Origin of the sequence: Sphaerisporangium rhizosphaerae (genome assembly GCF_042665155.1) — a bacterium.
In the GTDB taxonomy this organism is placed as follows: domain Bacteria; phylum Actinomycetota; class Actinomycetes; order Streptosporangiales; family Streptosporangiaceae; genus Sphaerisporangium; species Sphaerisporangium rhizosphaerae.
Genome location: NZ_JBHTCG010000036.1, coordinates 31,880 through 54,980, shown reverse-complemented (window position 1 = coordinate 54,980; position 23,101 = coordinate 31,880). Strand labels below are relative to the sequence as shown.

Sequence of the window (23,101 nt, the reverse complement as noted above, 5' to 3'; positions counted from 1 at the left end):
CCGCGCGTCCCTGCGGAGTAGGAAGAAGGCACTTTGATGTCAGCTACGAACACCGCGGTCACTTCCCAGCTCAGCGGCTCCGCCTCCACCGGCCCGTGCGGGGATGACGACTGCGGGATCCGGGACGTCCTCGACAGGCTCGGCGACCGCTGGACCGTACTGGTGCTCGTGGAGCTGTACAAGGGCGTCCGGCGCTTCAACCAGCTCCAGCGGGCCATCCCGGGGATCTCGCAGCGGATGCTGACCGTCACCACCAAGCGTCTGTGCCGCGACGGCTTCGTCGAACGGACCGCCTACCCCACCATCCCGCCGCAGGTCGAGTACCGTCTCACCGACATGGGACGTAGCCTCGCCGACACGGCGTCCGCTCTCGCGGACTGGTCCCGTACCTACAAAGACGCCATCGCCGTCGCCCGCGACCGCTGGGATGCCGAGCACATGCAGTGATCACGCCGCGCCACCCGCGTCTGCGAGGGGCTGGGCAGCGTGCGGCCCGGAGCACCGGCCGAACGTGAGAAGGCTCGCCAGGGCCGAGGCCAGACGGCTACCAGCGCCCGCTCGTGCTCGGCGAGCCACTCCTTGTCCCGGTCGAGTTCCTTGCGGAGGCGGACGGTGGTGCCGTTGCCGGGGGTGACGTCGAAGGAGATCTCGTCGACGACCGACTGCATGAGGACGACCTGGCCGCCGCACTCCAGGGTGGTGTCTTGAATCAATGATTCACTGTGACCGGCTCCAACGGGCCACTTCCTGGCCGCATCAACGTGCGGAAATGAGAGACGATCTGAGTAACCGCGCCAGGGTCGCGGAGTATGACCCCGATCTCGATGTTCGTGAGCATGGCGCGTCGCGTCAGGTTCGCGCTGCCGAGCAGCGCGATCTTGTTGTCGGCCGCCAGCAGTTTGGCATGGAGCGAGGCGCCTGCAGGCCGGCGAGCAGGGGGCCAGCCCCAGAAGGTGGCCTTCCCACGTAATAATCGAAACGCGGTCGCACCGGTCGTTCCCCGGAGCGTTCCCCCCTCTTCGATTCCGCTTTCCATGACGAGATCGACCCGCACGCCTCGCTTCGCCGCCGCGGCGAGTTCCCGGGCGATCTCGTCGATCCCGTACACGGCGAAGCTCACCACCAGGAGCGATTCGCGTGCGGCCCGCACGATCTCCGTCACGGCCGAGACCGTCAGGCGTACCGGCACGGCATCGCTGGTGGGGCCACTCACGACGATCGACGGGCGGGCGGCCGACTCGGCGAGATGAACGCGCGCGGCGGCCTCCAGCCCCAGGGCCACCCCCGCTCCTGGCATCTCCGCCGCATGGCGCCGCCATGCCTTCACGAGACGGACCGCATAGGACGCGGCCGAAGGGCGTGCCTCGATGAGGCTCGCCAGCACCTCCTCCCCTGGTACGTGCGCGGTCCGGAGCAGCTCGACCCAGTTCAGCACATGGGGAAAGGGCACCTCCCCGGCCAGTTCGGCCATCTCCTGCGCGAATTCCTCGCTCATCGGCCGAAGAACCCGGCGCCGCCGCCGAGGATGGTGTCCACCAGCAGCGCCCGGTCGAGGTAGTGGTTGCCGCGTTCACAGGAGGTCTCGGAGGCGAAGAGGCAGGCGTGACAGGCCGCGCCGTACAGGCGTCCGTGCACCAGGGGATCGTGCCCGGCGCACAGCGGGTCGGAACTACAGAGCCGGGCCCTGTCCAGCGCCTGGTCGATCAGGATGCCGAGCCGGTCCGGATGCCCGAGGGACACCAGCCCGCCAAGGGTCCCCTCGCTGTCGGGGGCGGCGGTGTACAGCAGCACTCCGGCCATCGCCCGGTTCGCGTCGGCGTAGACCCGCTCGCCGATGCCCGAGGCGCCATAGCCGCACTCCAGCGCGAACTCCCGGATCAGCACGTGGGCGAAGGTGTGCAGCAGCACATAACGCACCCCGGGGAAGTGGCCGGGCGGCAGGCTTCGCTGCCCTCGCCACTTCTCGTGCGCCGGGATGAGAAAGGCGGCTCGCTCCCTGACCTCCGGTTGCCCCTCCCACTCGCGCAGCCGATCCTCGGAGAACCTCAGGAATATGCCCTCGCCACGGGTCTCGGCGCACGGAACCCATGTGGGTTGCGCCAGGGTCATCGGGGCCACCCGCGAGTCGGGCGTGTTGACCACGTCCCACTCCGGCGCGTCTATGCGCGTGAAGCCGTACAGGGCGGCCACCTCACGCAGACGCGGCACCAGCGTGACCCCGGCGAGCCATTCGCGGGTCTCCCCCGGTACGGATACCCGGCGGGTGGTGAAGTCGCGCAGATCGGTGTCGGTCGCCGCGGTGAACGCCGTCCACTCGGGGCCGAGCAGGTCCAGCGCGTCCTCGGCCCCGGCCCCCTCCTCCTCGGCCGTGGCGTGTTTCTTGATCGCCTTCCATACAGCGTCGGCGCCGTACTGCTCCAGTTCGGGCCAGCTGGACTGCGTCTTCATCAACTGCCTGGCCATGTCGGGCTCCAGCCTCGCCAGCAGCCCGAGCTGGCCCCAGTACTCGGTCACCAGTTGGTCGAGACCGGTGTCGGCTCTGGGCAGGCTGAAGACGCGCAACTGCATGGCGAACCAGGTGTTGGTCGCCCCCAGCGCCAGCGTGCGGGTCGGCTCGCCGCATCCAGGGGCCTGGCCGAGATGCGGGTGGCGACCGCGGCAACCTGGGAGGTTCTGCTCCGCCTTCTCGCCGTACGCCTCGGACATGGCCCGGGCCGCCACCCCGCAGGAGCATTCGACGTAGACGTTGGCCGCCTCACCCGTCGTCCCGCGCTCCCGCAGACGGTAGGTGTGTGCTTCCTCCGCGGGCGGCACGAGCCCTCTGTGGACGTAGAAGGCCCAGGGGAAGTCGTCCAGATGGCCCTGCGAGCAGGCCAGGACGAACCGCGCGGGCACCGCGACCGGGCGGCTGCCGCCCTGCCCCTTGCAGCCGTGGACGTAGCGGATCTTGTCCGGTTGGTACGGGTTCTGGATCAGCTCGAACACACCGGAGGTGGCGGGCGCCAAGCGATTGCACTGCACCCGCGAACACCGCAGCCACTGGGGGAACAGCGTCACCGGGACTCCGACGCGTGCCCATTCGTCGAACACGTCACTGGTCTCCGGGATGTACGGCGGCGTCCGGAGCTGCTCGACCTGGTCGCCGAGCTTGTCCCGGACCGCGGCGAGCAGCCGGTCCTCGACCACCTCGGTGGCCCGGGCCCGTTCCCAGAAGTCGAGGCCGAGCACGGTCACCGACAGATTGGGCAGGTCGAGCACCGCTCCCACGCCGTAGGTGTGCAGGAGCTGGCTCGGCCGCAACTCGCCCACGCGCAGCGGCCGGGTCCCGGGGGTGATCACCCGTCCTCCTCCTCTGTGCCGGCCCTCGGAGGTACGGCCTGCTCCGTCGCGACCGCCTCGAACTGAGGGATCTCCTCCACGCCGGGATCGGCCAGGAGCAGCAGGCGTATGCCCGGCTCGACGTCCCGCAGTGAGGTCGGGCAGGTCGTGATCCCCCAGCCGCCCTCTTCGGGCTTGCGGAGCAGCCCCGCCACATCGTCGACCCGGTAGGGCTTGGCGTAGGCGAGCCGGGTGCCGGGCTCGCGCCGCCGGCGGTCCCAATGGTCGAGCCTGGCGAGCAGATGGTCCTCGACCTGGCGGGACACCTCGTTGCGACCGGAAACCTCGCCGGCCCGGCGCTTGAGGAACATCACGACGTGGTCGGCCAGTTTGCTATGCCGGTTGAAGGCCTGAGCCGTCAGGTTGGCGTTGTAGGTCGTCTCCAGGTTGCGGATCAGGGCCATGAGAACCCCCGTCAGGCCCCGGTCGATCGCCCTGGGGGCGAATGGAGTCACCGACAGCGCCTCCACGTGCCGGTACACGGTGGTGTGGAACTGACCGAACGTCTCGTAATGCGACAGATCGCGGGGACGTGCCCAGTTGTAGACGGTGAACACCAGGCCCGGCGACGCGCGGCCGACCCGGCTGGTCGCCTGGATGTACTCGGCGGTGGACTTCGGCTGGTTCGCCACGACCATGACGCCGAGCCGCGACACGTCCACCCCGACGGCGATCATGTTCGTGGCCAGCAGCACGTCGATCGGCCGTCGCTCACCCCGGACGCGCTCCCCCGTGAAGGTGACGCCGAGACCGTCGAGGATCTCCGGGATCTCCCCGGAGGACAGCCGCGAGGTCAGCTCACGCAGCATCGGGTCGTGGCGACGGGCGAGCCCGCGTTCGTCGGCCCGGGAGAGCCGGGTGGAGATGTCGTCCTCCACCAGGCGGCGCATGCCGCCCAGGTCTCGCAGGCTGTTGAAGTAGCCCACCAGCGTCATGTAAGGGTCGGTGACCTCGTTCCTGCCGTACTTCTCATGGAGCTTCTGCGCCCCGCCGAGCACCGCGACATAGACCCGGATCAGCGTCGACTTGATCCGCACCCCGTGCGCGCAGATGCCGACGTACCGGCGCCCCGGCCGCAGCGACCGGTCTCGTTGCCGGGAGAAGAAGCTGTCAGCGGCGTTCAGACCCTGTGGGGGGAACACCTCTGTCCTGCGGTGGAACAGTGAGCCGATCTGCCGTGAAGCCCGGCGCACGGTCGCGGTCGACGCGATGACCTTCGGCCGGACCTGCTCACCGGGCTTGCCCTCCCAGGAGGCGAGCAGGTCCACGGCCGTCTCGTACAGGCCGGTGAGCGACCCCAGCGGACCGGAGATCAGGTGGAGCTCGTCCTGGACGATGAGGTCCGGGGGGCGCAGCGGTGCGGCCGGCGCGATCTTGGCCGGGCGCGCCGCCCCCTTGGCCACGTGCCCGGAGCGGCTGTCGCAGACCGATGAGGCGAGGTCGTCGGTGAGGTATCCGTGCCGTTCGCATCTCAGGGTGGCCCGGCCGAACAGGGTGGCCGTCTCGCCCTTCCAGGCGAGCTGCGCGAACTTGTCCACGGTGCCGATCACCAAGGAGGGGAGCAGACGGTAGATCTCCTCGTCGACCACCAGGACCGGCAGGCCTTCGTTCTGGCTCGCCCACCCGCTGAACGGGCAGAACACGTCCGGGCAGTGGACCAGAGTCCGGGCGTGGACGGTGTCGACGACGATGTCGCGCCCCGGCTGGATCTTGGTGCCGCACCAGGGACACGAGGTGAGCTGATGCGGGGACCCCACAGCCTTGCGCGGCCCTCCTCGGCCTCCGCGCAGCTCGGCCACCGCGTCGGCGGCCTTCTCCGTCGTGTTGGGCGTGACCCGCCCGCCCACCCACAGGCCGATGCGGAACGGGGTGTGCCCCCACACCGCCTCGTCGGCGCGGCGCAGCGTCTCACAGGCGCAGATAAGCGCCGTCGCCCGCTGGAACTGCTGGATGGTGAGCAGCCGGAGCGTGTAACGCATCAGAACGGCGACGCCATCGCCGGCGTCCAGTCCGCCGAGCGAGGGCTGGAGCCGCCGCACGGCGAGCGTGAACGCGGTCAAGCCCAGATAGGCCTCGGTCTTACCGCCTCCGGTGGGGAACCACAGCAGGTCGGCGATGGCCTTCTCGGGATCGTCGGACCGCTCGGGGTGCAGGGGATCGGCCAGCGCTGGCAGGTTCAGCAGCAGGAACGCGAGCTGGAAGGGCCGCCAGCTTCGGTTGCCCGGCGTGTCGGCCTGCTCGACCGCCTGCTCCAGCGAGAGCCGGTCGTCCGCACGCCGGCTCTCCGCGGCCAGGGTGTGGACACGCTGCAAGCGCATCGCCTCGTTGGCGAAGGCGAACGCCCGGCGCGCTAGCGCGTTCTCGCCCAGGAGCCGCAGGCCGCGTTCGATACGCCCGGCCGCCCGGCGCGCCGCCTTCAACGCCTCCCGCGCCTCCCTGCGGTAGCCGTCCAGACGGCGTTCCGGATCGTCGACCGAACGCTCGGCCCGGTCGATCCACGCACGGTAGCCCGCGACGAGCGGGGTGAGCCCTGCGATCAGCTCCCGCACGTCGTCCCCCGGGCGGCCGGCCAGTTCGGCGAGGGTGCTCATGTCCAGCACGAGGTCGGTCAGCTCTGGCAGGTCGGGGTCCTTCTCGGCATCGGGCACGTCGGTGTAGGGGATCTCGTGCTCCGGCACGGCCGCGGTGCGGATCTCGACCGCCCGCATCGGATCTTCCCGCGCCGGCACGGTCTCCACGGCGACGCCGTGCCCGACCGCGAACTCCGGCACCAAGCGGTACGCCATGGCCAGCCGTCGCTGCTCGGCCCGGTCGGCGGCGTCTCCGCCGGACTCCCGCTCCGGCCTGGGGAGGAACACCGGTGCACCGTCCGCCCCGGTGGCCGACAGCCGAACCTGGAAGATCCACCGCTCGGCCCGGCGCGTCCGGGGCCACGCCTGGGTGTTGACCAGGAAGAGGGAGACCAGCCACCCGCCGTTGTGCCGGCGTGCGCTGCCCTCGACCACGATCTCGGGCTGGTCGTCGTTCAGCGTGTGACGTCGCAGCTTGCCTTCGTGCAGCGCCACTCCGGCGGTGCCCGACATCGGCACCCGCCGCCAGGCCATGCGTCCGGTCGCCTCGCTGTGGGTGCGCTCGTACCGCGCCCAGCGCCCGGTCACCACGAGCCGGTCGGCGTCTCCGGCTGCGAAACAGGTGAAGCCGAGCGCCGAGGGAGCCATGCTCGGCACATTGGGCGCCGAAGGCTCGGGGTCGCCCTCGCCCGAGTCGATCGGCTCGGAACCGCCGAGATCATCAAGCTCCTCGGGCGCGACGGGCGTGCCGGCCGGCGCCAGCCGGCCGAGGAGATAACGATCGGCCGGATCCTCGTCGAACTCCTCCGGCTCGTCGTCGTACGGACCGTGCAGATCATCGAGGACGAGCCTCTGCAACTCATCCCTGATCGCCGCCGCGTCCGGCACCGCGAGGACCGAATTCCCCGCTGTTGACTGTGTCACAGCCACGACTTTAGGCCTCCAGCCCGGCATTCCACCTGGGAACGACACCAGGATCGGCGCCCCGCCCGGCTCGGCGTGAAGTCCACGTGGTCACGTGGCCGGGTGGTGATCCGCGAGGACGAACCAGAGGACGTGGCGTGGGTGGTCCTCGGTGAAGCCCCAGCGGGTGGACAGGGCCTGGATCAGGCGGACCCCCCGGCCGGAGGAGTTCAGGGCGTCGTCGTGGTGGGCGGGGAGGCTCGGGATGGTCGTACCGCCCTCGTCGGCGACCTCGACACGCACATCGCCGTTCTCCTCGATCGTCACGGCGACGCGGATGGCCGTGGAGCCGGTGTGTACGAGAGAGTTGGTCGCGGCCTCGGAGAGCAGCAGGACCGCGTCGTCGCGGCGGAGATGACCGTCCAGGATCTTGCCCAGCCAGCGCCGGGCCTCGGCCACGGACATGCCGGTGGCCGGGAACGTAGCGGTCTCGATTCGTGGCACAGGGATGCTCATCGCGTCGGGCGTCCCTCGCTCAGGCTGCCGATGCGACCACGGCGTGCGGGCGGGCGTGGAGCATCCACTCCCGCTCGGCCCGGCGCATCTGGGTGAGAAGGTCCTGAGCGGTGCGAGCCTCGACGGTCAGCGGCTCGGGGGTCGGGTACAGAGCCAGCGCGTAGAAGCGGCGGCTCCACGGCCCGTACATGATCGTCCAGGCCGGTTCCATCCGGTGCAGCAGGACGGCGGCGGCCCGGTCGGCCAGGTCGGGTTCACCGCGATCGGCGCGTTCGACCTCGACGTACGGCTGCCCGAGGGCGTGCCGGCCGATCCGCGTGCCGCCACCGCGCCCGAACAGGCGCCGCAGACCTCTACGCTTCACCACGGTCAGGACCTGCTTTCCTGATCAGGGACCCGCATGGCGCTGCGATCGCCTGTGGGTCCCGCCACTTCACGGCTACTGGCTGTAGCGGTGTCATCGTGGACGGTGATTGCGGGAAGTGGAAGGGTAACGGCGTGGTCAGCTGTGGTCAGGCTCAGGCCACGCTCGGCCGGTGCTCATGGTTATGCACGGTGAGTAATTCGTCGATAACTTACGGCCATGTCTACTGCGCTGCACGAGGCATTGCACAGAAGCTTCCAGCGACGTACCGAACGGTGATCGATGAGCTCCTGGAACCGGAGATCCCCAAGCTGTGCTCCGGCTCCTCGACCGTACGGCCGGCAATCGATGGCACTGGCGCTTGGTGCTTCTTCGGGGTGGTTACTGGACGCCGAGGTCGTCGATGGTGGTGGCGGTGACGGCTTTGGTCAGCCATTGCTGGAGCTGGTCCAGGTCGGTGCAGGCCAGGATCGTCGCGGCGTGGTGGTCGGGAACGGCGATGCCCCGGGTCGCGAGCACGGTGAGGATCGCGCCGGCCTCGCCCTCGGCCAGGCCGCGGCCGTAATGCTGCTTGGCGAAGGGGGTGGAGACGGGCCAGTCGGTCTTTGCCATGTTTGCCTCCATGATGCTTCGAAACAGGTCCGGACCGCATTCGTATGCCCACTCAGTGTAGTGAACGCCCGGCTTCGCCGGGAAGAACTCCGTGGCCGACGCGAACGCCTGAGCCACCTTCGGGTCGTCGCCGTGCCCGAACACGGCCAGCACGCCACTCGCCGGGTCGGCGGCGATCTGCTCGGGGTCGGTGAGCCGTGGCAGGTCTCTGCGGCCGTAGATCACGGCGTGAGGACGTGGCTCAACCCACCACGGCGGACCGTGACCGGATCATGCCAGGCGCGAGCGTCCAGGGCACGGGTGAGCACCAGGACCTGGACGTCCTTGCGGGTCTCCAAGGCCACCGCGGCCGCCTTGACGGCGAACTGCTCCAGCTTGGCGGCCGACAGTTCGCGCTCGATCTCCACGATGACCGTGCAGGCGCGGTCGTGCTTGGGCCCGACCAGGACCGTGTTGTCGGGATACAGGTCATTGGATATTCGGTCGTTGACCGTGTACGGCCCCGCCTCGAGGGGGAGACCGTCGGGCACCTTGACTCCGGCTGTTCGCAGTAGCGCCAGGGCGGTGTCGGGATCCACAGTGATCAGGTTCTTCAGGGCATCGTGCCATGGTGAAGGCATGGCCGGAACGTTACCAGTCGATCACTCTTCGTGTGCGGAGCGAGTGGTCGGCGGACCAGCCGGCGCCGATGCCCTGGCCGTCGATCGTTTCGCCACCCAAGCGCCCCCGCTGTTGCCGGTGTCGTCGGCGACTTCCGCCAATTCCAGGTGGGTGCGGAAGGTGACGGTGTCATCATTGACGGTGATCGAAGGTGGTGGAAGGGCAACGGCGTGGTCAGGTGCGGTCGCGCCGGAGATAACGATCGCGAGGGTGTCATGGCCGCAGACCAGATCGATCCGCACGCCTCCCTTTGGCATCTGTTCGGTGCGGTGATGCGGCACTGTCGCGAGAGCAGGCCGAACCTCGGGCTGCGGCGGGCGGCCGAGCAGATGTACACCGACTTCTCCAACCTCGCCAAGTGGGAGCGCGGCGAACGCGTGCCTCCGTCGGACATGATCGCGCGTCTTGACCAGGTGTACGGCGCGCACGGCATTCTCACGGCGCTGTACGCGACGCTGGAACGTCTCGGCGCCGCCGAGTCGGAGCAGCGGAATGAGGGTAGATATCGCGGAAACTCCGCATATTGCAACGGAGATGACGACATGGAACGCCGTGCCGCCCTCCAGTTCCTTGCCGGCCTGGGCACCCTCGGCACTCTGGGACTCTCCAGCGAGCCGCTGCGCCAGTTGCTCGACATCTCGCTCGGGCGGGAGCACCGCAGCCTCGAAGACTGGGACCTGGCCTGCGCCGACCACCTGCACGCGCTGCGCACCCGCTCTCCGGCCCAGGTCGCCACCGACCTGATCATCGACCTGTACGCCCTCCGCCGCCAACTGGGCACCGCCCCCCCGGCAGACCAGACCGAACTACAACGCAGCATGGCCGTGCTCTCGTCCATCCACGCCATTGTCCTGACCTATTTGGACGATCACGGCGGGGCCATGCGCTGGTGGTACACCGCACGGCAGGCCGCCGACATCTCCGGGGACCTGGCTCTCCGCCTGCTGGTCAGGTGTGAGGAGGCCGGGCACGGTTTGTACGGCCAGCGGTCCCCCCAGGCAGTACTCGAGTTGGTGCGTCGTGGCCAGCAACTCACTCGCGAGCCGGATGCCGACCTGATGACCACCGAGGCCAAGGCCCTGTCCATGCTCGGCAGGCACGCCCAGGCTCTCGACACATTGCACACTCTGCACAAGATCGCTGACAAGGGTGTCGCCCCGGATTGCTACGGCTTCTGGACGCCGAATCGCATCTATTTTACTGAAAGCTGGGTGTACGCCGCTGCGGGCCAGGAGTCGGCGGCGGAAACGGCACGCAGCAACGTTCTCAAGCACAATCGGAGTTACATCCACCCGGTCAACGCTGACCTCCATCGGGCGCTGTGCACAGTCGTCCAAGGTGGAGTCGATGAAGGGATGCACCAGGCAGCAGTGACGATCGACGCACTCAAGCCCAGCCAACGCATCCGTCATATCACTGAGACCGGGCACCTCGTGCTCCGCGCTGTGCCGCGTGACCAGCGAGACCGGCCCTCCGTGGCTGAGTTTCGCAAGGTCCTGGCCCTCGAAGCCGTCCGAGGTGACTGAAGAGAGGCGGTCTACCGGCGCGTCGCTGCCCAGGAGAGCGGATAGGGCTTCATGTCCTGGAATGTCGCGCCGTGACCGACTTCCGCGTCTCTCCCCTGAATTCCGTCGTGCCCGCGTTCGAGGATGCGGACATTTAAGGAGTAATGGTCGCGTGCTTCGCGGGTTCTGCAACTTATGTATGAGTGGTTGCAGGATGTCCGATCTGCGTGAGATTCTGACTCCTTGTGGCGACGGGGCAGACAGCGGATTTGGAGGCCGCGTTATCGCGGGTGATTCGGCTGGCCGATGAGCACGCCACGGCGTTGGATTCCCCGATGCGGTGCATGGCCGCCTCCGCTTGGGTGGGCGGGGGAGCGCCGGCTTTCTCCAAGGCGCTGAACGAGCAGCGTACGGTTATGCAACGGGCCTTCCAGGAGGCGGCCACGCAGATCGCGGCCCGCCTCCGCCAACTGGGCGGTCAGGCACCTCGGGTTCCATCGATCTCCACCTCGGTGAGCGTGATGACGGCGGCACGGACCGGCTTCTCCGGCATGGACATCGCGGCCATGGAGGGCCTGGTGGCCTCGCTGCAGAAGGCCGGGCAGGAATTACCGGAAGCGGGTCACCGGCTGTCGGCGGAGCTTTCGGCGTTATGCGTGCCCGCCTCCTCAGGCAAGCAGATCGCCGGTGCCGGGGAGTGGGCGCAAGGGCAGGTCGGTGACCTGCGGCGACGCCTGTCGGTGATCCAGCAGGAGCACGATTCGGGGCTGACCACCAAGGCGATGGCGGGGTTCGGGCTGTTCGGCGGGTACGCACCCGACCCCGGCGGGGTGGACAAGCTGACGGCCGCGGCCGGCAACGGCGACGCGGCGGCGCTCAAGGCCCTGGTGGCCCTCCAGAACACCGGCAAGGACGCGACCCTGGCCAACCGGCTCAATGCCTGGTGGCACCAACTGGGCAAGCCGGCCCAGGAGCGCCTGATGAACCAATCCCCCCAGTTGATCGGCACCCTGAACGGCCTCCCCACCACCGCCCGCGACCAGGCGAACCGTAACTACCTAAGAGGAGAGAAGATCTGGCTCGGTTCCGAGCTGGCACGACTGCGCGCGTTGCCCTCGTCGGATGAGGTCAGGAAGGCGATCGGAGAAGCCGAAGCGAAGATGCGCCAGCTCGCCTCCGTCGAACGGAGCTTGGCGCAAGGAGGGCGGAACGGTCTTCCTCCGGCCTATCTCATGCAAGTGGAATTGGGTGGTCTGGGTAAGACCGTGATCTCCTTCGGAGATCCGGACAAGGCTGACAGGATCGTCGCCTATGTGCCCGATACCGGTACCACTTTGGAGAAGTTCGACGGCGACGTCCAGCGCGCATCCGATATGTGGGCACAAGCGAATTTCCTCGCGCCTGGCACGAAGGTCGCCTCGATTGCCTGGCTGGGATACGCGGCTCCGCAGTGGGGGAACGCGGGGCCTGCGCACACGCCTGGCACGCTCGACGATGCTCTTGCCGGGGCTCCGGCGCTGGCGAGCTTCGCCGACGGCTTGCATGCCGCTCACCGGGCCGCCTCCGACGCCCGGTTCACTGTACTCGGGCACAGCTACGGGTCCACGGTGACCGGGGTCGCCGCCCAAATGCGCCCGAAGTCCTTCGCAGATCAACTGATCTTTGTGGGCAGCCCCGGTGTCGTTGCCATGCACGCCAAGGCCCTGGGAGTTGATTCGGTCTGGGTGGGTGAAGCCCCCAACGACCCGGTGGGCGACATCGGCTCTTTTGGACCTCTGCAGCCGGTAACGCCCGACGCGCAGGGGGTAGTGAAAGAATTGGCGAAGGATATCTGGAAAGGTTTCGTGAAGGGCGAAGGGCCGTTCGGCGCCGACCCGAGTCGCAGCGAGTTCGGCGCGAAGCGCTTTTATGTACCCGACTCCGGAGACTCAATCGCCAGTTTCGCAGGCCACTCCAGCTACTGGGGCGACAATGAAAGAGGCTGGGATCGAAGGTCGATTTCGTTGCGGAACATCGGATACTTGATCAACGGTCAGTATGATGAGTTGGTTCCTTTCCCTGAATCTCCTGACAACCCGGCACCTCCACGTCCCACAGCGCCGCCATCACTGGCGGCAGAGCCGAAATCAGCAGAGGAACCGACCTTCCATCAAATACCCTCTCCCCGGCCGGCTGGAGGATAGATGCCTCGCTTCCTCGCTGGGTTGGTTGTCGTTGCGGCATTGATCGCTGCGTGCGGTCATGAAGGAGGCAACGTGGAAAAACCGACTATGACTGAAGCTCAGGCTCTGGCTCGCGTCGAGCAGCTCATCAACGAAACCGTTTCAGCGCTGAGGCCGAAACCACGTCTGGAAGTCGATCCCACCAGCCTTCGAAACGGACCCTGCGGTAATTCGGTCGACAGCGGTTCAAAAGGACGTATCATTGTCGGCCGTAACTATTACCTCCGCGAGATTCCGAAAGACCAGATCAACGCGGTAGCGCTACAGGTCAGGGAATACTGGAAACAGCGGGGCTACGTCATCGAGGGCGTATCGAAGACCGGGAAGACCATAGCCGCCCGATCCACGCCGGACGATTTCCTGCTGGCACTCGATGCCGTCGGCGATGACGGACTCGGCCTGGGGGCGTCCTCAATATGTGTATGGCCGAACGGGACTCCAGAGCCTACGTCGAATCCATGATGCCATATTGCGAGGAGTGACTGGAAAGTCTCAGAAGAGAGTGTCCGGTGGTTGGAAAAGAGCACCGTCGAAGGAATCGGTCGCCGTCATCCCGGCGGGCGCGACCTGGAGGGTGGCAGGCTTCACCAGCTTGCCTTTGGCGGACTTCCTGCCCGCGTGCAGGCCGGCTTTCTCCTCCTGCTTGTATCGGTAAAAGTTCAACGCTAGGAGTTTGTCCAGTACATCAAGACGCGCTTGTGGGCTGATCGTCCAGCGCACCCCCTGCCCGTGATCGTAGAACCCGTGAGCAAGGTCAATCTCCGACCAGGTAGGCAGTGGTGAGCTAGCCTTCTGGGCCTCGTACTCCCTGATCAAAGGCTCATACTCCTCATCGAGCATGTACGCTTCGCGTACCGACTCGTCGATCTCAACATGGAGTTCCCGAATCCTCTTGATCTCCGGACCCTGCACAGAAGGATTGTTTACGAGATTATATAGAGCGGTAAGCCCCAACTGTTGCGCTGTCATTGATGCACTGCGGACAGTGTGTAGCTCCTCACCGCATTTCTCCATGTGCTCCGTTAGCTTGGGCTGTGGAAAAGTCTCAAAGCAGTCGGAGGGCGCATACTGTAAATCGGCCTTCAAGGTGCCCGAATGCCTCCATGCCCACTCCACATGGATTGCTGAATCGATCAGTGCTAGATGTGCGGCCTGATCGGTTGCAAAAACTACGATCTTGTCATTTAATACCTGTCCGGTCGGGACGAAGGACGCCATTGCAGTCTTGCTGACACGGGCTATGGCTAGTACTCGGTTAAGGTCTTTGATCGCCTCACGCAATGCGGGTCGCTTGTCGGCATATTGCCAATAACGTTGTGGGAGCGGCTTACGAAGGGCGAAGTTACCATCTGGTTTTGTTCGCTGCCGCTCGGGCTTTACCTTGCTTTCTATGATGGCGAAGCAGTCGGGGTATCTCTGTGCTTCTTTTTCGGTCATGTCATTGAAGTCGATCACCCAGCGGCTCGCGGAATGGTCCGGCCTGGAGTTCAAGTCTTCGCCATTAAGATAAGGAAAGAGAACCTTGGTGTTGCGGTGATCGTGCTCGACTAGAGAGCGGGCTTCTGTTGGCGATAGAATGAATCCCATTCCTAGGACTATGCATCCCTGAAACGATTGATTGGCGTTGAAATATAGATGTCGGGGATTCCCGGATAGGCGTGAGCGCTGGTCTAGTGACGGTGTAATCCCGGAGACTTCCACGCCGTCAAGAATTCGAGGCTCTTTTTTGCCGGGTTGACCAGACCACAACAGGGAGACTTCTAATGACGCTGTTCCCGCCCATGGCTGGGACTTTACGGCTCGATAGACCGACCACCCTTTTTCCTGGAGCTGGTCTAGTCCAACTTCTCGCGTGTCTCCCTGTGCGATTGTATTGGTAGCGATGATGCCGACCCTGCCTTTAGGGGCAACAGTGTGATTGCGTAGTAAGAAATATGAGCAGAGGTCGGCATGGCCAGCCTTGTCGTTGGCGATGCGCTGTTTGAGGTATTCGCGTAAGTCAGAGCCTAGGGCGCCGCTGATGCGTTTGCCGCCGATGAAGGGTGGGTTACCCATCACTGCGTCGAAGCCGCCGCGCCGCATGACTTCCGGGAACTCCAGGGGCCAGTGCAGGGGGCGGATGGGCTCGGGGCGGGAGGGGCCCTTGAGCCAGGAGTCGATGGTCGTGCGGGCCGCTGTCTCCTTGGTGGTGTCGCCGTGCAGGGCGGCAATGACCTCGTCGGCGATGGAGGTGAGGCGGGTGTCGAAGGCGTCCTCGCTCTTTCCCGCGGTGGACAGGGCCGCGCCGGCGACCGCGTCGGCGGCGAGGCGGAGGCGGGCGGTGAGGCCGTCGGCGCGGGCGAGCAGGGTGGCCTTCTCTTCAGCTTCGCGAGGGTCGTTGACCGTGGTGGCCTCGATGCGTTCGCGGAGTTCGGTCGCCTCGGTGAGGATGGAGGAGGCCAGCTCGTCGATCTCTCCGGCGAGCCGGTTGTTCAGGGTCCGGCCGCGCTCGGGGTCGAGGTGGAAGGCCACCACCTGGGACTCGGAGATCAGGCCGACCAGCGAGTCCCCGCAGCGCAGGGCGTGGTCCAGGAAGCCGAACGGCTTGTCCTTGGCCAGGGTGACCAGCCACATCGAGAGCTTGGCCAGCTCGACGGCCATGTCATCGCGGTCGACCCCGTAGACGCAGCGGGCGGCGACCAGGCGCAGGGCGTAGAGGTGGAGCGTGTCGCGGTCGTATTCGGCCCCGAGCGCCGCCTCGACCTCACGCGGCAGCCCGTCGCGTTCCCACGCGTCCAGGACACGGTCGGCGAGGTAGCGGCAGGCGGAGACCAGGAACGCACCGGAGCCCATCGCGGGGTCCACGACCTTGAGCTTGAGCAGTTCCTCCCACGGCTTGGCCTGCCATACCCCGTGCTCGGCGCCATCGGCGGGGCCGGGGGAGTAGACCAGGGGCGCGAGGGTGTGTTCGACGACCTCCTCTGCGAGCGGCCGGGGGGTGTAGTGGGTCCCGGTGGCGCGGCGGTCGCCGACCTGGGTGAAGAGCACCGAGCCTCTCGGGAACACGGTAGGGATGCCGCGCAGGTCCCGGCGGAGCAGGCCGAGGAACGGGCGGACGCGCGCCGCCAGTTCGGCGTTGTTGTCGCAGGCCGAGCCAAGGTCGCCGATCTCGCTCGTCGTGGGCCGGTACGCGAGAGCCTTGCGCAGTTGGGTCTGGCTCGCACCGCAGACCTTCTTCAGCCACTCGGCGAACGACTCCTCGTCCTTGGCGTGCTCGGCTTCGAGGAGGCTCAGGGGGATCTCCGGTTCCTGTGCGCCGATCAGTCCGACGTGCGGCTCGTCGACCTTCTTGCAGGAGTACTCCAGCAGGCCCTCGTACACGTGCCCGATCTGCTCGACGCCGACGCCCTTGTAGGAGAGCCGCTCCGGTGTCCTGCCGCGCTGCTTCGGCTTGAGCAGCAGGAGCGCGTCCAGGATCCGGTGGATCACCAGGTCGGTCACCTTCAGCGCCGGCAGCCATGGGTAGGTGGCGGGGTCGAACAGCGAGCCGCCGTAGGCGGGGATGCGAAGGTCGGGGTGGTCGCAGCCGCGGTGGACGGCGGTGAAGAGGGCCAGCAGGCGCGGCCAGGCGGCCGGGCTGCGGTCGGCGATCTCGTCGCCGTGCAGCTGGTGCGCCTCGTCGAGCTGGGTGTAGAGGCTGGAGACCGCGTATCCGGCCGCGTAGACCGGATCGAGGACGGGCAGCAGCCGCTGCTCCTCGGCGTACAGCAGGAAGACCAGCCGCATCATGACGGTGAGCGTGGCCCGGTAGACCTGCCGTTCGGGGACCGTGGCGAGCAGCGCGCCGCCGGACTCGCGGTCGAGCCGGGCGAACTCGCCGACGAGCAGCTCGACGGCCTGCCGCACCTGGTCGCCGAGGGTGTCGGTGACCTGCGTCTGCGCGTTCGCCGTACGCTCGAAGAGCCCGGCGAGCGAGGCCGACGGGATGCCGTCCTGCTGAACCGGCGGGGGCAGCAACCGGGAGGCGCCGAGCAGGGAGGCGAAGGCGCGCAGCAGCGCGGGTTCCTCCAGCCACAGGTCGGTGTCGAAGATCGCGGTGCTCGTCGGGCCGCCCGGCTTGGCGTGGACGAGCACCCAGAACCGGCCGTCGGTCAGCAGGGCCAGCGGCACGCCCCGGCGGCGGCACAGCATCGCGGCCTGCTCGATCATGGACGGCTGGTCGCGGGTCGCCCGGGTCAGCGGCTCGTCCCACCGGCGGCGGTAGACCAGCAGCCGTTCGGCCTGCCCGGAGGCGGGGTCGGGCCCGTAGACGACGGCGTCGGGGCGGGCCTGGTCGCCGCCCCAGGAGCGCAGCTCGTCCGGAAGCCGGCCGTCGGCGGCGAGCACCCCGGCGGGCCAGCGCAGCAACTCGGTGAAGATCAGGTCCACCCAGGCGGGACGCAGCAGGTCGGGTGCCGCCTGCACCTCCAGCCAGGCCTGGCGCAGCCGGGCGGTCGTCTCGGCCGGGACGACGTCCAGGCCCTGCTCCATGACGTCGGAGAGCACGCTGACGGTCAGGAACGGGCCGTCCGGCCGTAGCAGCCGCAGCCAGTCGGCGTGCTGGTCGGCCACCGAGACGACCGGGGGCCGTCGGACGCCGCGCCCGGACATGGTCGCCGTGCGCGTGTTCGTCCGGGGGCTCATCGGTCACCTCGGGCGGCGGCGTGGGCGAGCGCGGCGGGGACGAGGAAGGTCACGGACACGGGGAAGGAACGCTCCTTCGGCTCGGCGTAGCGTCGGCGCAGCGCCTCGGTCTCGGCGACACGCTGGGCGGGGATCGCGCGCAACCGCTCCTGCAGCGCTTCGTGGTCCTTGCGGAGCTGTTCGCGCTGTTCCTTCTGCTCGTCCTCGAAGAGGCTGGGCTGCTGCCACCACGTGGTCTCGGCGAGCGCGGCCTCGATCGAGCGCTTGAGCTCGTCGAGCACGGCCTCGATCGCGGTGACCTCCTCCTCGCAGCGTCTGTCGAGCAAGGTGCGGATGCTCCGTTTGCGCTGTTCGGCCCGGTTGGCCAGGCGCCTGCGCAGGGGCTCCGCGAGGGCGGGCCTCCAGAGTTCGGTGAGCCGGTCGCGCATCAGGGGCGGTACGGGCTGCTCGGAGGCCGCCGCCAGCCACTCGTCGATCTCCGACTCCCGGGCGGGGACGAGCCTGCCCGCGTCGATGAGTCCTCCGGCGTACACGATCTCCTCGTGCAGGCGGGTCCCGGCCGAGCCGGTGATGACGACGCGGCCGTGCGCCACGACGGCGGGGACGCGGAGCACGTCGCCCGGCACGACGCGGGCGGTGACCCTCGACAGCTTCGAGCCGCCGCCATCGTGGCCTGGGCCTGGCGTGGTGGTGTGCCCGTTCTCCCGCGCCGTCGCGTGTCCGTTCACATGCCCGTTCATCGGCTGCGGAGCGGGCGCGGCGGCCCGTCCGTTCGTCACCGCCGGCTCGGGTGCGGTCGCCTGCTCGGGAACGGACGTGCGGGCGGTGCCGTCGGCGGCGCTGGCCCACAGTTCGGCGCGCAGCAGCCGCATGCACATCTGGACCAGGCGGTGCCCCAGGTGCAGCAGGACGATGTCGCTGCGGCCCACCACGGCCTCGGAGGCGAAGGTGACCAGGCGTTCCTGGCCGGTGAGCGGGTGTAACAGCCCGTCGTTGCGCGCCTGGGCCCAGGCGCCGGGCAGCTCGGGCAGCCGGAAGCACGGCGCGGAGACGCCGTCCGGGGCCTCGGCGGGGATGAGGTCCTTGTGGTGGGCCAGGCGCAGCGCGGTGCGGACTACGCGTTCCACCGTGGCGGGGGTGAGGTTCAGCTCCGCACGGCTCTCGGAGAGCTTGCCCGCCAGGCGGGACAGCTCGCGGGCCAGGTCACGCTCCACCTTGAGCCGCGCCCGGGACGCCTTCGCCGCGATCTCGGTGTCGGTGGCCCGCCAGTCGACGCGCTTGCCGAGCATCTTCTCCTCGACCCGGGCGGCGATGACGTCACCGGCGCTGCCCAGGTCTTCCCTGATCTGGTCGACCTTCTTCGCGGCGATCCACAGGAAGGCCAGTTCGTCCTCCAGTGACCCTTCCAGCGAGCCGGGGACGGCGTTTTCCCAGCCGCGCGGCACGAAATGCCGGATCTCCACCTTCGAGGCGGGCTGACCGTGCCGGTCGACGCGGCCGTTGCGCTGCTCCAGACGGTTGGGGTTCCAGGGAATCTCCCAGTGGAGCACGCGGTGGCAGTACCGCTGGAGGTTGATGCCCTCGCTCGCGGCATCGGTGGCCAGCAGGACGCGCACCGGGTTCTGCGGGCCTGGGGCCTCGGTGAACTCGGTCTTGATGCGCTCGCGCTCGTCGCGGTCCTGCCCGCCGTACAGCAGCTCGATGCGGTCGGCGGGGTAGCCGGCGGCCAGCATCTGCTCGTGCAGCCAGCGCTGGGTGTCGCGGTATTCGCTGAACACGATGACGCGTTCGTCGGTCCACTCGCCGCCCGGCCGGACCAGCGGGTCGAGCCAGGCGCGGAAGGCGGCGAACTTGGCGTCCGGCCGGTCCTGCGCGTCGCGGGCCCACTTCAGCAGGTCACCGAGCAGGTCGCGTTCCTCCGTGGTGAGCGGGCGCATCAGCTGCCGCGCGACGGTGAGGGCCGCCTGGGCCGCGGCGGCGTACGCCTCGTCGTCCTCGGCGGTCTCGTCCAGGTTCTCGATCAGCGGCCGGAGCAGTTTCATCCCGGCGTCCCCCTCACGCCCGGCGGCGAGCTCGGCCTCCTTGGCGAAGGCTTCCTCCTTGGCCGCCATGGTGGCCAGGTGCGTCTCGACCGTCTCGGCGAACGCCTTGGGGGAGGAGAACAGCCGCTTCTTCAGCAGGCTGACGACGAAGTCGGCCGCCACTCGCCCCGTCCCCGCCGACCGTGACCTGGCGTATCTGGTGAGCTGTTCGTGCGCGGTCGTCTCGGCGCCGGAGTAGTCGACTTCCAGGTAGTCCAGGTACCGCTTGGGGAACAGGGCGGAGCCGTCCCATCGGGGCGGCAGCTCGCTCTTGAGGCGGCGCACCATCGCCCTGGCGAGTTGATCCTCGGTCGGCTTCACGCCCCGGGCGAACCGCTGATCGTCCAGCAGTTCCAGCAGCGCGGTGAAGGACTCGAGGTAGCCGTTGTGCGGGGTGGCCGACAGGAACAGCCGGTGCTCGCAGTGCGGGGCCAGTTCCCTGACCGCGGCCGTCCGAAGCGAGTCGACGGGATAGGCTCCCCGGCCGGCCGGGGAGCAGGTGTGCACCTCGTCCACCACCAGCAGGTCGAACGTCCGCGGGTAGCGCGGGACCGGGGGGAGTAGCTCGCGCAGCAGCCGCATCGGCCGGGCGCGCTTGAGCCAGTCGATGCTGACGATCAGGCGCGGGTAGTGGCTCCATGGGTTGGCGTACAGGCCGCGTGAGCGCCGGAGGTCCTTGAGCAGGGTGCTGTCGACGATGCGGAAGTCCAGGCCGAACTTGTCGCGCATCTCGTCGCGCCACTGCAGGGTCAGGCTGGCCGGGCAGACGATGAGCATGGTCCGGGCGCGGTGCCGGAGCATGAGCTCCTGCATGACGAGCCCGGCCTCGATCGTCTTGCCGAGGCCCACGTCGTCGGCGATGAGCAGATTGGTGCGCGGCATGGACAGCGCCCGCACGACGGGGTCGAGCTGGTAGGGCTCGATCTCGATGCCGGACCGGAAGGGGGCTTGCAGCGCCGTCTTGTCGGCCGAGGCGATGGCGCCCCAGCGGACCGCGTCGAGGAACGCCGCGAGCGACTCGGGGGCGTCGAAACCGTGCTCAGGACCGGGCAGATCCTGCTGCTCGTGCACGACCGCACCGGGCTCCAGCTCCCAGATCACCCGTAACTCCTCGTCACGGGCGTCGTCCTCGACGCTGACCAGCGTCACCAGGTGCTCGGGCGCGCCGGTGGCGATGTGCGGGTCGCTGCTGGCCACGCTGCTGCGGAGCACGTCGGCGACCACCCACGGACGGTTGCGTACCGTGACCAGTTGCCCCTGCGCCGGGATGCCGTCAACCGCCTGAGCCGCTGCATGGGCCGTCACTGTGCGAGGTCTCCTCGTCGTCGGGGGGTACGCGAGTCGTGAATCTCATTTGTGGCCTTCGTGTGGTCGTCGCCGACGCCCGGCGAATAACTCCGCAAAGGCCACGCCAAAGGTCTTAATATTTCTCACGGGATGGTGGAGGTCAACAACGTTCCAATGAGCGGTTAGCGTTTCGTCATCGAAGCCGCCAGGGAGGGAAGGCCGGCGTGCCGCGACTCGGGTTGACCCGTGAGGCCCTGAAGCATTTCAGCAAACTAGACAAATCCACTCAAAAAGCAATCGCTGATGTGGTCGCCTCGTTCACCGCCCGGGACAACTGGATTCTGGTGCGCGTGCCCCAAGCCCGCGACCGGCGGATACGCCTGCTTCACCTGGCGGGCCCGATGGACCGCGGCACGTATGGCGTGGTGCTGTCCTCCGCCGGCGACCTGTACCTGCTTCTGGCGATCCTCCCCCACCGCGAGGCGGTCCGGTTCGCGGTGACCATGCGGGCCAGCGTCAACCTGGTGACCGGTGTGCTGGAGCTGCGGCACGACACCGGCCTGGAGCACTACCGGACGGCGCTGCACCGCGAGGCCGAGGCCACCAGCGCCCGCCTGTTCGAGCATGTCACCGACGCGCAGCTGATCGAACTGGGCATCGACCAGGAGATCCGCGAACTCGTCCGGCTGCTGGTGACCCGTGACCATCTCCTCGCCCTGCAGAACCTGATCCCGCAGATGCAGTTCGAGGCGCTGCTCGCGCTCGCCTCCGGGGCCTCCTACCCCCGGGCGCACGCGGAGGTCAGGTCGTACGCGGCCGAGCAGATCGCCGGCCCGGTCGACCCCGCCGACCTGGCGACCGCCATGCGCCGCACCCCCTCGAACGTCGTCCTCGTGGACGACGCCGACGACTGGCGGGAGATCCTCGCCCACCCCATCGACGCATGGCGCATCTTCCTGCACCCCGACCAGCGGGCCCTCGCCTACCGCGACGGTTTCACCGGCCCCGCACTGGTCACGGGGGGTCCCGGCACCGGAAAGACCGTGACCCTGCTGCACCGTGCGCACCACCTGGCCAAGAGGTACGCCGACGAGCCCGGCACCCCGATTCTCATCGCCACCTTCAGCCGGAACCTCGCCGGCGCCCTGCGCTCGCAGTTGCGACTGCTCATCCGTGACGATGACGTCTACGACCGCGTCCGGGTCTCCACCCTGGACTCCCTCGCCTACGAGATCGTCAAGCGGGTGCGCGGGTACGAGCCCGCGGTCATCGACGACAGGACCCTGCGGAGTCGCTGGGCCGCCGCGGCCAAGGCCGTCCACGCTCCGTTCACGGCACGCTTCCTCCAAGAGGAGTGGTTGCGGGTCATCCTTCCCCAGGAGATCCGGTCCCTCGCGCGGTACCTGGGATGCGACCGCCCCGGTCGTGGACGCCCGCTCTCGGCGGGGCAGCGGCATATCGTGTGGGAGGCCGTCAAACGGGTCACCGCCGAGCTGACCGACCGTGGGGAATGGGTCCATCCTCAGTTGTGCAGGATCGCGGCCGAGGAACTCGCCCATATGGAGCCGGCTCCGTACCGGCATGTCCTCGTGGACGAGGTTCAGGATCTCCACCCCGCGCACTGGCGGCTGCTGCGGACCGCGGTGGCTCCAGGTCCCGACGACCTCTTCCTCGTCGGCGACCCACACCAGCGCATCTACGATTACCGGGTCTCTCCGGGCTCGCTGGGCATCAACGTGCGTGGGCGCAGCCGCAAGCTCAAGATCTCGTACCGGACGACCCAGCAGATCCTCGCGTGGGCGGTCCCCCGGCTCGGCGAGCACGCGACTGCGGGGCTGGACGGGGCCGCCGACGACCTGGCAGGTCTCCATTCGCCGACCAACGGTCGCAGGCCGATGGTGCGGAGCTTCACCGATCAAGAACAGGAACTGACCGGTCTGGTCGAGCAGATCAGGTCCTGGGAGGCCGAAGGCGTCGAACTCGCCGCGATCGGCGTGGCATCCCGATCGCACGAGCTGATCAGAACGGCTCAGCGGGCCCTTCACGCGGCGGCCATCGGCTCTGTGGACCTGGAGTCGGATGTGTCTGCGGACGGCCTCCGGATCGGCACCATGCACGGCATGAAAGGCCGGGAGTTCCGCTGCGTCGCCGTCATCGGTGTCCGGGCAGGGCTGGTTCCGTTGCCCGGCGCGATCACGCCGCATGACGAGGATCCGATGGTGCACGAGCGGGACGTGCAGCGCGAGCGGTGCCTGCTGTTCGTGGCCGGCACGCGCGCCCGTGACTCCTTGTACATCTCCTACTCGGGCACGCCGAGCGTGTTTCTGGAAGAGGGCTGAAT

General features: G+C 68.1%; 16 protein-coding genes. 5 read left to right on the top strand and 11 right to left on the bottom strand.

Going from position 1 to position 23,101, the window contains the following annotated elements:
- Positions 1 to 36: 36 nt before the first annotated feature.
- On the top strand, positions 37 to 447 hold the full coding sequence (locus tag ACFQSB_RS34180) for a winged helix-turn-helix transcriptional regulator (RefSeq protein WP_380830968.1): 411 nt from the start codon (positions 37 to 39) through the stop codon (positions 445 to 447).
- Here the strand turns inward: ACFQSB_RS34180 and ACFQSB_RS34175 are convergent.
- The 9 genes from ACFQSB_RS34175 to ACFQSB_RS34135 form a co-directional block, all read right to left on the bottom strand.
- The gene (locus ACFQSB_RS34175) at positions 390 to 713 is read right to left on the bottom strand and encodes a hypothetical protein (RefSeq protein ID WP_380830966.1); all 324 of its coding nucleotides are present in this window, start codon (positions 711 to 713) and stop codon (positions 390 to 392) included. The genes ACFQSB_RS34180 and ACFQSB_RS34175 overlap by 58 nt on opposite strands.
- On the bottom strand, positions 710 to 1,495 hold the full coding sequence (drmC, locus tag ACFQSB_RS34170; RefSeq protein ID WP_380830964.1) for a DISARM system phospholipase D-like protein DrmC: 786 nt from the start codon (positions 1,493 to 1,495) through the stop codon (positions 710 to 712). Before drmC ends, ACFQSB_RS34175 begins: the two co-directional genes overlap by 4 nt.
- Positions 1,492 to 3,339: a DrmB family protein gene (gene drmB, locus ACFQSB_RS34165; RefSeq protein WP_380830962.1), complete on the bottom strand. Its 1,848-nt coding sequence runs from the start codon at positions 3,337 to 3,339 to the stop codon at positions 1,492 to 1,494. The genes drmC and drmB overlap by 4 nt, the downstream gene beginning before the upstream one ends.
- Positions 3,336 to 6,872, bottom strand: coding sequence for a DISARM system helicase DrmA (gene drmA / locus ACFQSB_RS34160; RefSeq protein WP_380830961.1), 3,537 nt, complete (start codon positions 6,870 to 6,872; stop codon positions 3,336 to 3,338). The genes drmB and drmA overlap by 4 nt, the downstream gene beginning before the upstream one ends.
- Positions 6,873 to 6,962: 90 nt before the next feature.
- The gene (locus tag ACFQSB_RS34155) at positions 6,963 to 7,355 is read right to left on the bottom strand and encodes an ATP-binding protein (RefSeq protein ID WP_380830959.1); all 393 of its coding nucleotides are present in this window, start codon (positions 7,353 to 7,355) and stop codon (positions 6,963 to 6,965) included.
- A 31-nt stretch (positions 7,356 to 7,386) separates the two neighbouring features.
- Positions 7,387 to 7,734, bottom strand: coding sequence for a hypothetical protein (locus ACFQSB_RS34150; RefSeq protein ID WP_380830957.1), 348 nt, complete (start codon positions 7,732 to 7,734; stop codon positions 7,387 to 7,389).
- A gap of 378 nt (positions 7,735 to 8,112) precedes the next feature.
- Positions 8,113 to 8,568, bottom strand: a complete 456-nt coding sequence (locus ACFQSB_RS34145; protein WP_380830955.1) for a hypothetical protein — start codon at positions 8,566 to 8,568, stop codon at positions 8,113 to 8,115.
- Positions 8,565 to 8,963 (bottom strand): hypothetical protein, encoded by a 399-nt coding sequence (locus tag ACFQSB_RS34140; protein ID WP_380830953.1) that lies wholly within the window; start codon positions 8,961 to 8,963, stop codon positions 8,565 to 8,567. The genes ACFQSB_RS34145 and ACFQSB_RS34140 overlap by 4 nt, the downstream gene beginning before the upstream one ends.
- A gap of 21 nt (positions 8,964 to 8,984) precedes the next feature.
- Entirely contained in the window at positions 8,985 to 9,245 is a 261-nt protein-coding gene (locus ACFQSB_RS34135) for a hypothetical protein (protein ID WP_380830952.1), read from the bottom strand.
- Between ACFQSB_RS34135 and ACFQSB_RS34130 the strand changes: the two genes are divergently transcribed.
- The 3 genes from ACFQSB_RS34130 (at position 9,219) to ACFQSB_RS34120 (ending at position 13,192) form a co-directional block, all read left to right on the top strand.
- Positions 9,219 to 10,529: a helix-turn-helix domain-containing protein gene (locus ACFQSB_RS34130; RefSeq protein WP_380830950.1), complete on the top strand. Its 1,311-nt coding sequence runs from the start codon at positions 9,219 to 9,221 to the stop codon at positions 10,527 to 10,529. The genes ACFQSB_RS34135 and ACFQSB_RS34130 overlap by 27 nt on opposite strands.
- A 224-nt stretch (positions 10,530 to 10,753) precedes the next feature.
- Positions 10,754 to 12,691 (top strand): alpha/beta hydrolase, encoded by a 1,938-nt coding sequence (locus ACFQSB_RS34125; RefSeq protein ID WP_380830948.1) that lies wholly within the window; start codon positions 10,754 to 10,756, stop codon positions 12,689 to 12,691.
- 72 nt (positions 12,692 to 12,763) lie between these two features.
- Entirely contained in the window at positions 12,764 to 13,192 is a 429-nt protein-coding gene (locus tag ACFQSB_RS34120) for a hypothetical protein (protein WP_380830946.1), read from the top strand.
- Between the two features lie 30 nt (positions 13,193 to 13,222).
- On the opposite strand, the gene ACFQSB_RS34115 is transcribed toward ACFQSB_RS34120, so the two are convergent.
- Together ACFQSB_RS34115 and drmD are read right to left on the bottom strand one after the other, a co-directional pair.
- Positions 13,223 to 17,320 carry an Eco57I restriction-modification methylase domain-containing protein gene (locus ACFQSB_RS34115; RefSeq protein ID WP_380830944.1) on the bottom strand — a complete coding sequence of 1,366 codons (4,098 nt, stop codon included), beginning with the start codon at positions 17,318 to 17,320 and terminating at the stop codon, positions 13,223 to 13,225.
- 68 nt (positions 17,321 to 17,388) lie between these two features.
- On the bottom strand, positions 17,389 to 20,778 hold the full coding sequence (gene drmD, locus ACFQSB_RS34110) for a DISARM system SNF2-like helicase DrmD (protein WP_380830943.1): 3,390 nt from the start codon (positions 20,776 to 20,778) through the stop codon (positions 17,389 to 17,391).
- Positions 20,779 to 21,065: 287 nt separating this feature from the next.
- Here drmD and ACFQSB_RS34105 point away from each other — a divergent pair, with 287 nt between their 5' ends.
- Entirely contained in the window at positions 21,066 to 23,099 is a 2,034-nt protein-coding gene (locus tag ACFQSB_RS34105; protein WP_380830941.1) for a UvrD-helicase domain-containing protein, read from the top strand.
- The last annotated feature ends 2 nt before the right edge of the window (positions 23,100 to 23,101 follow it).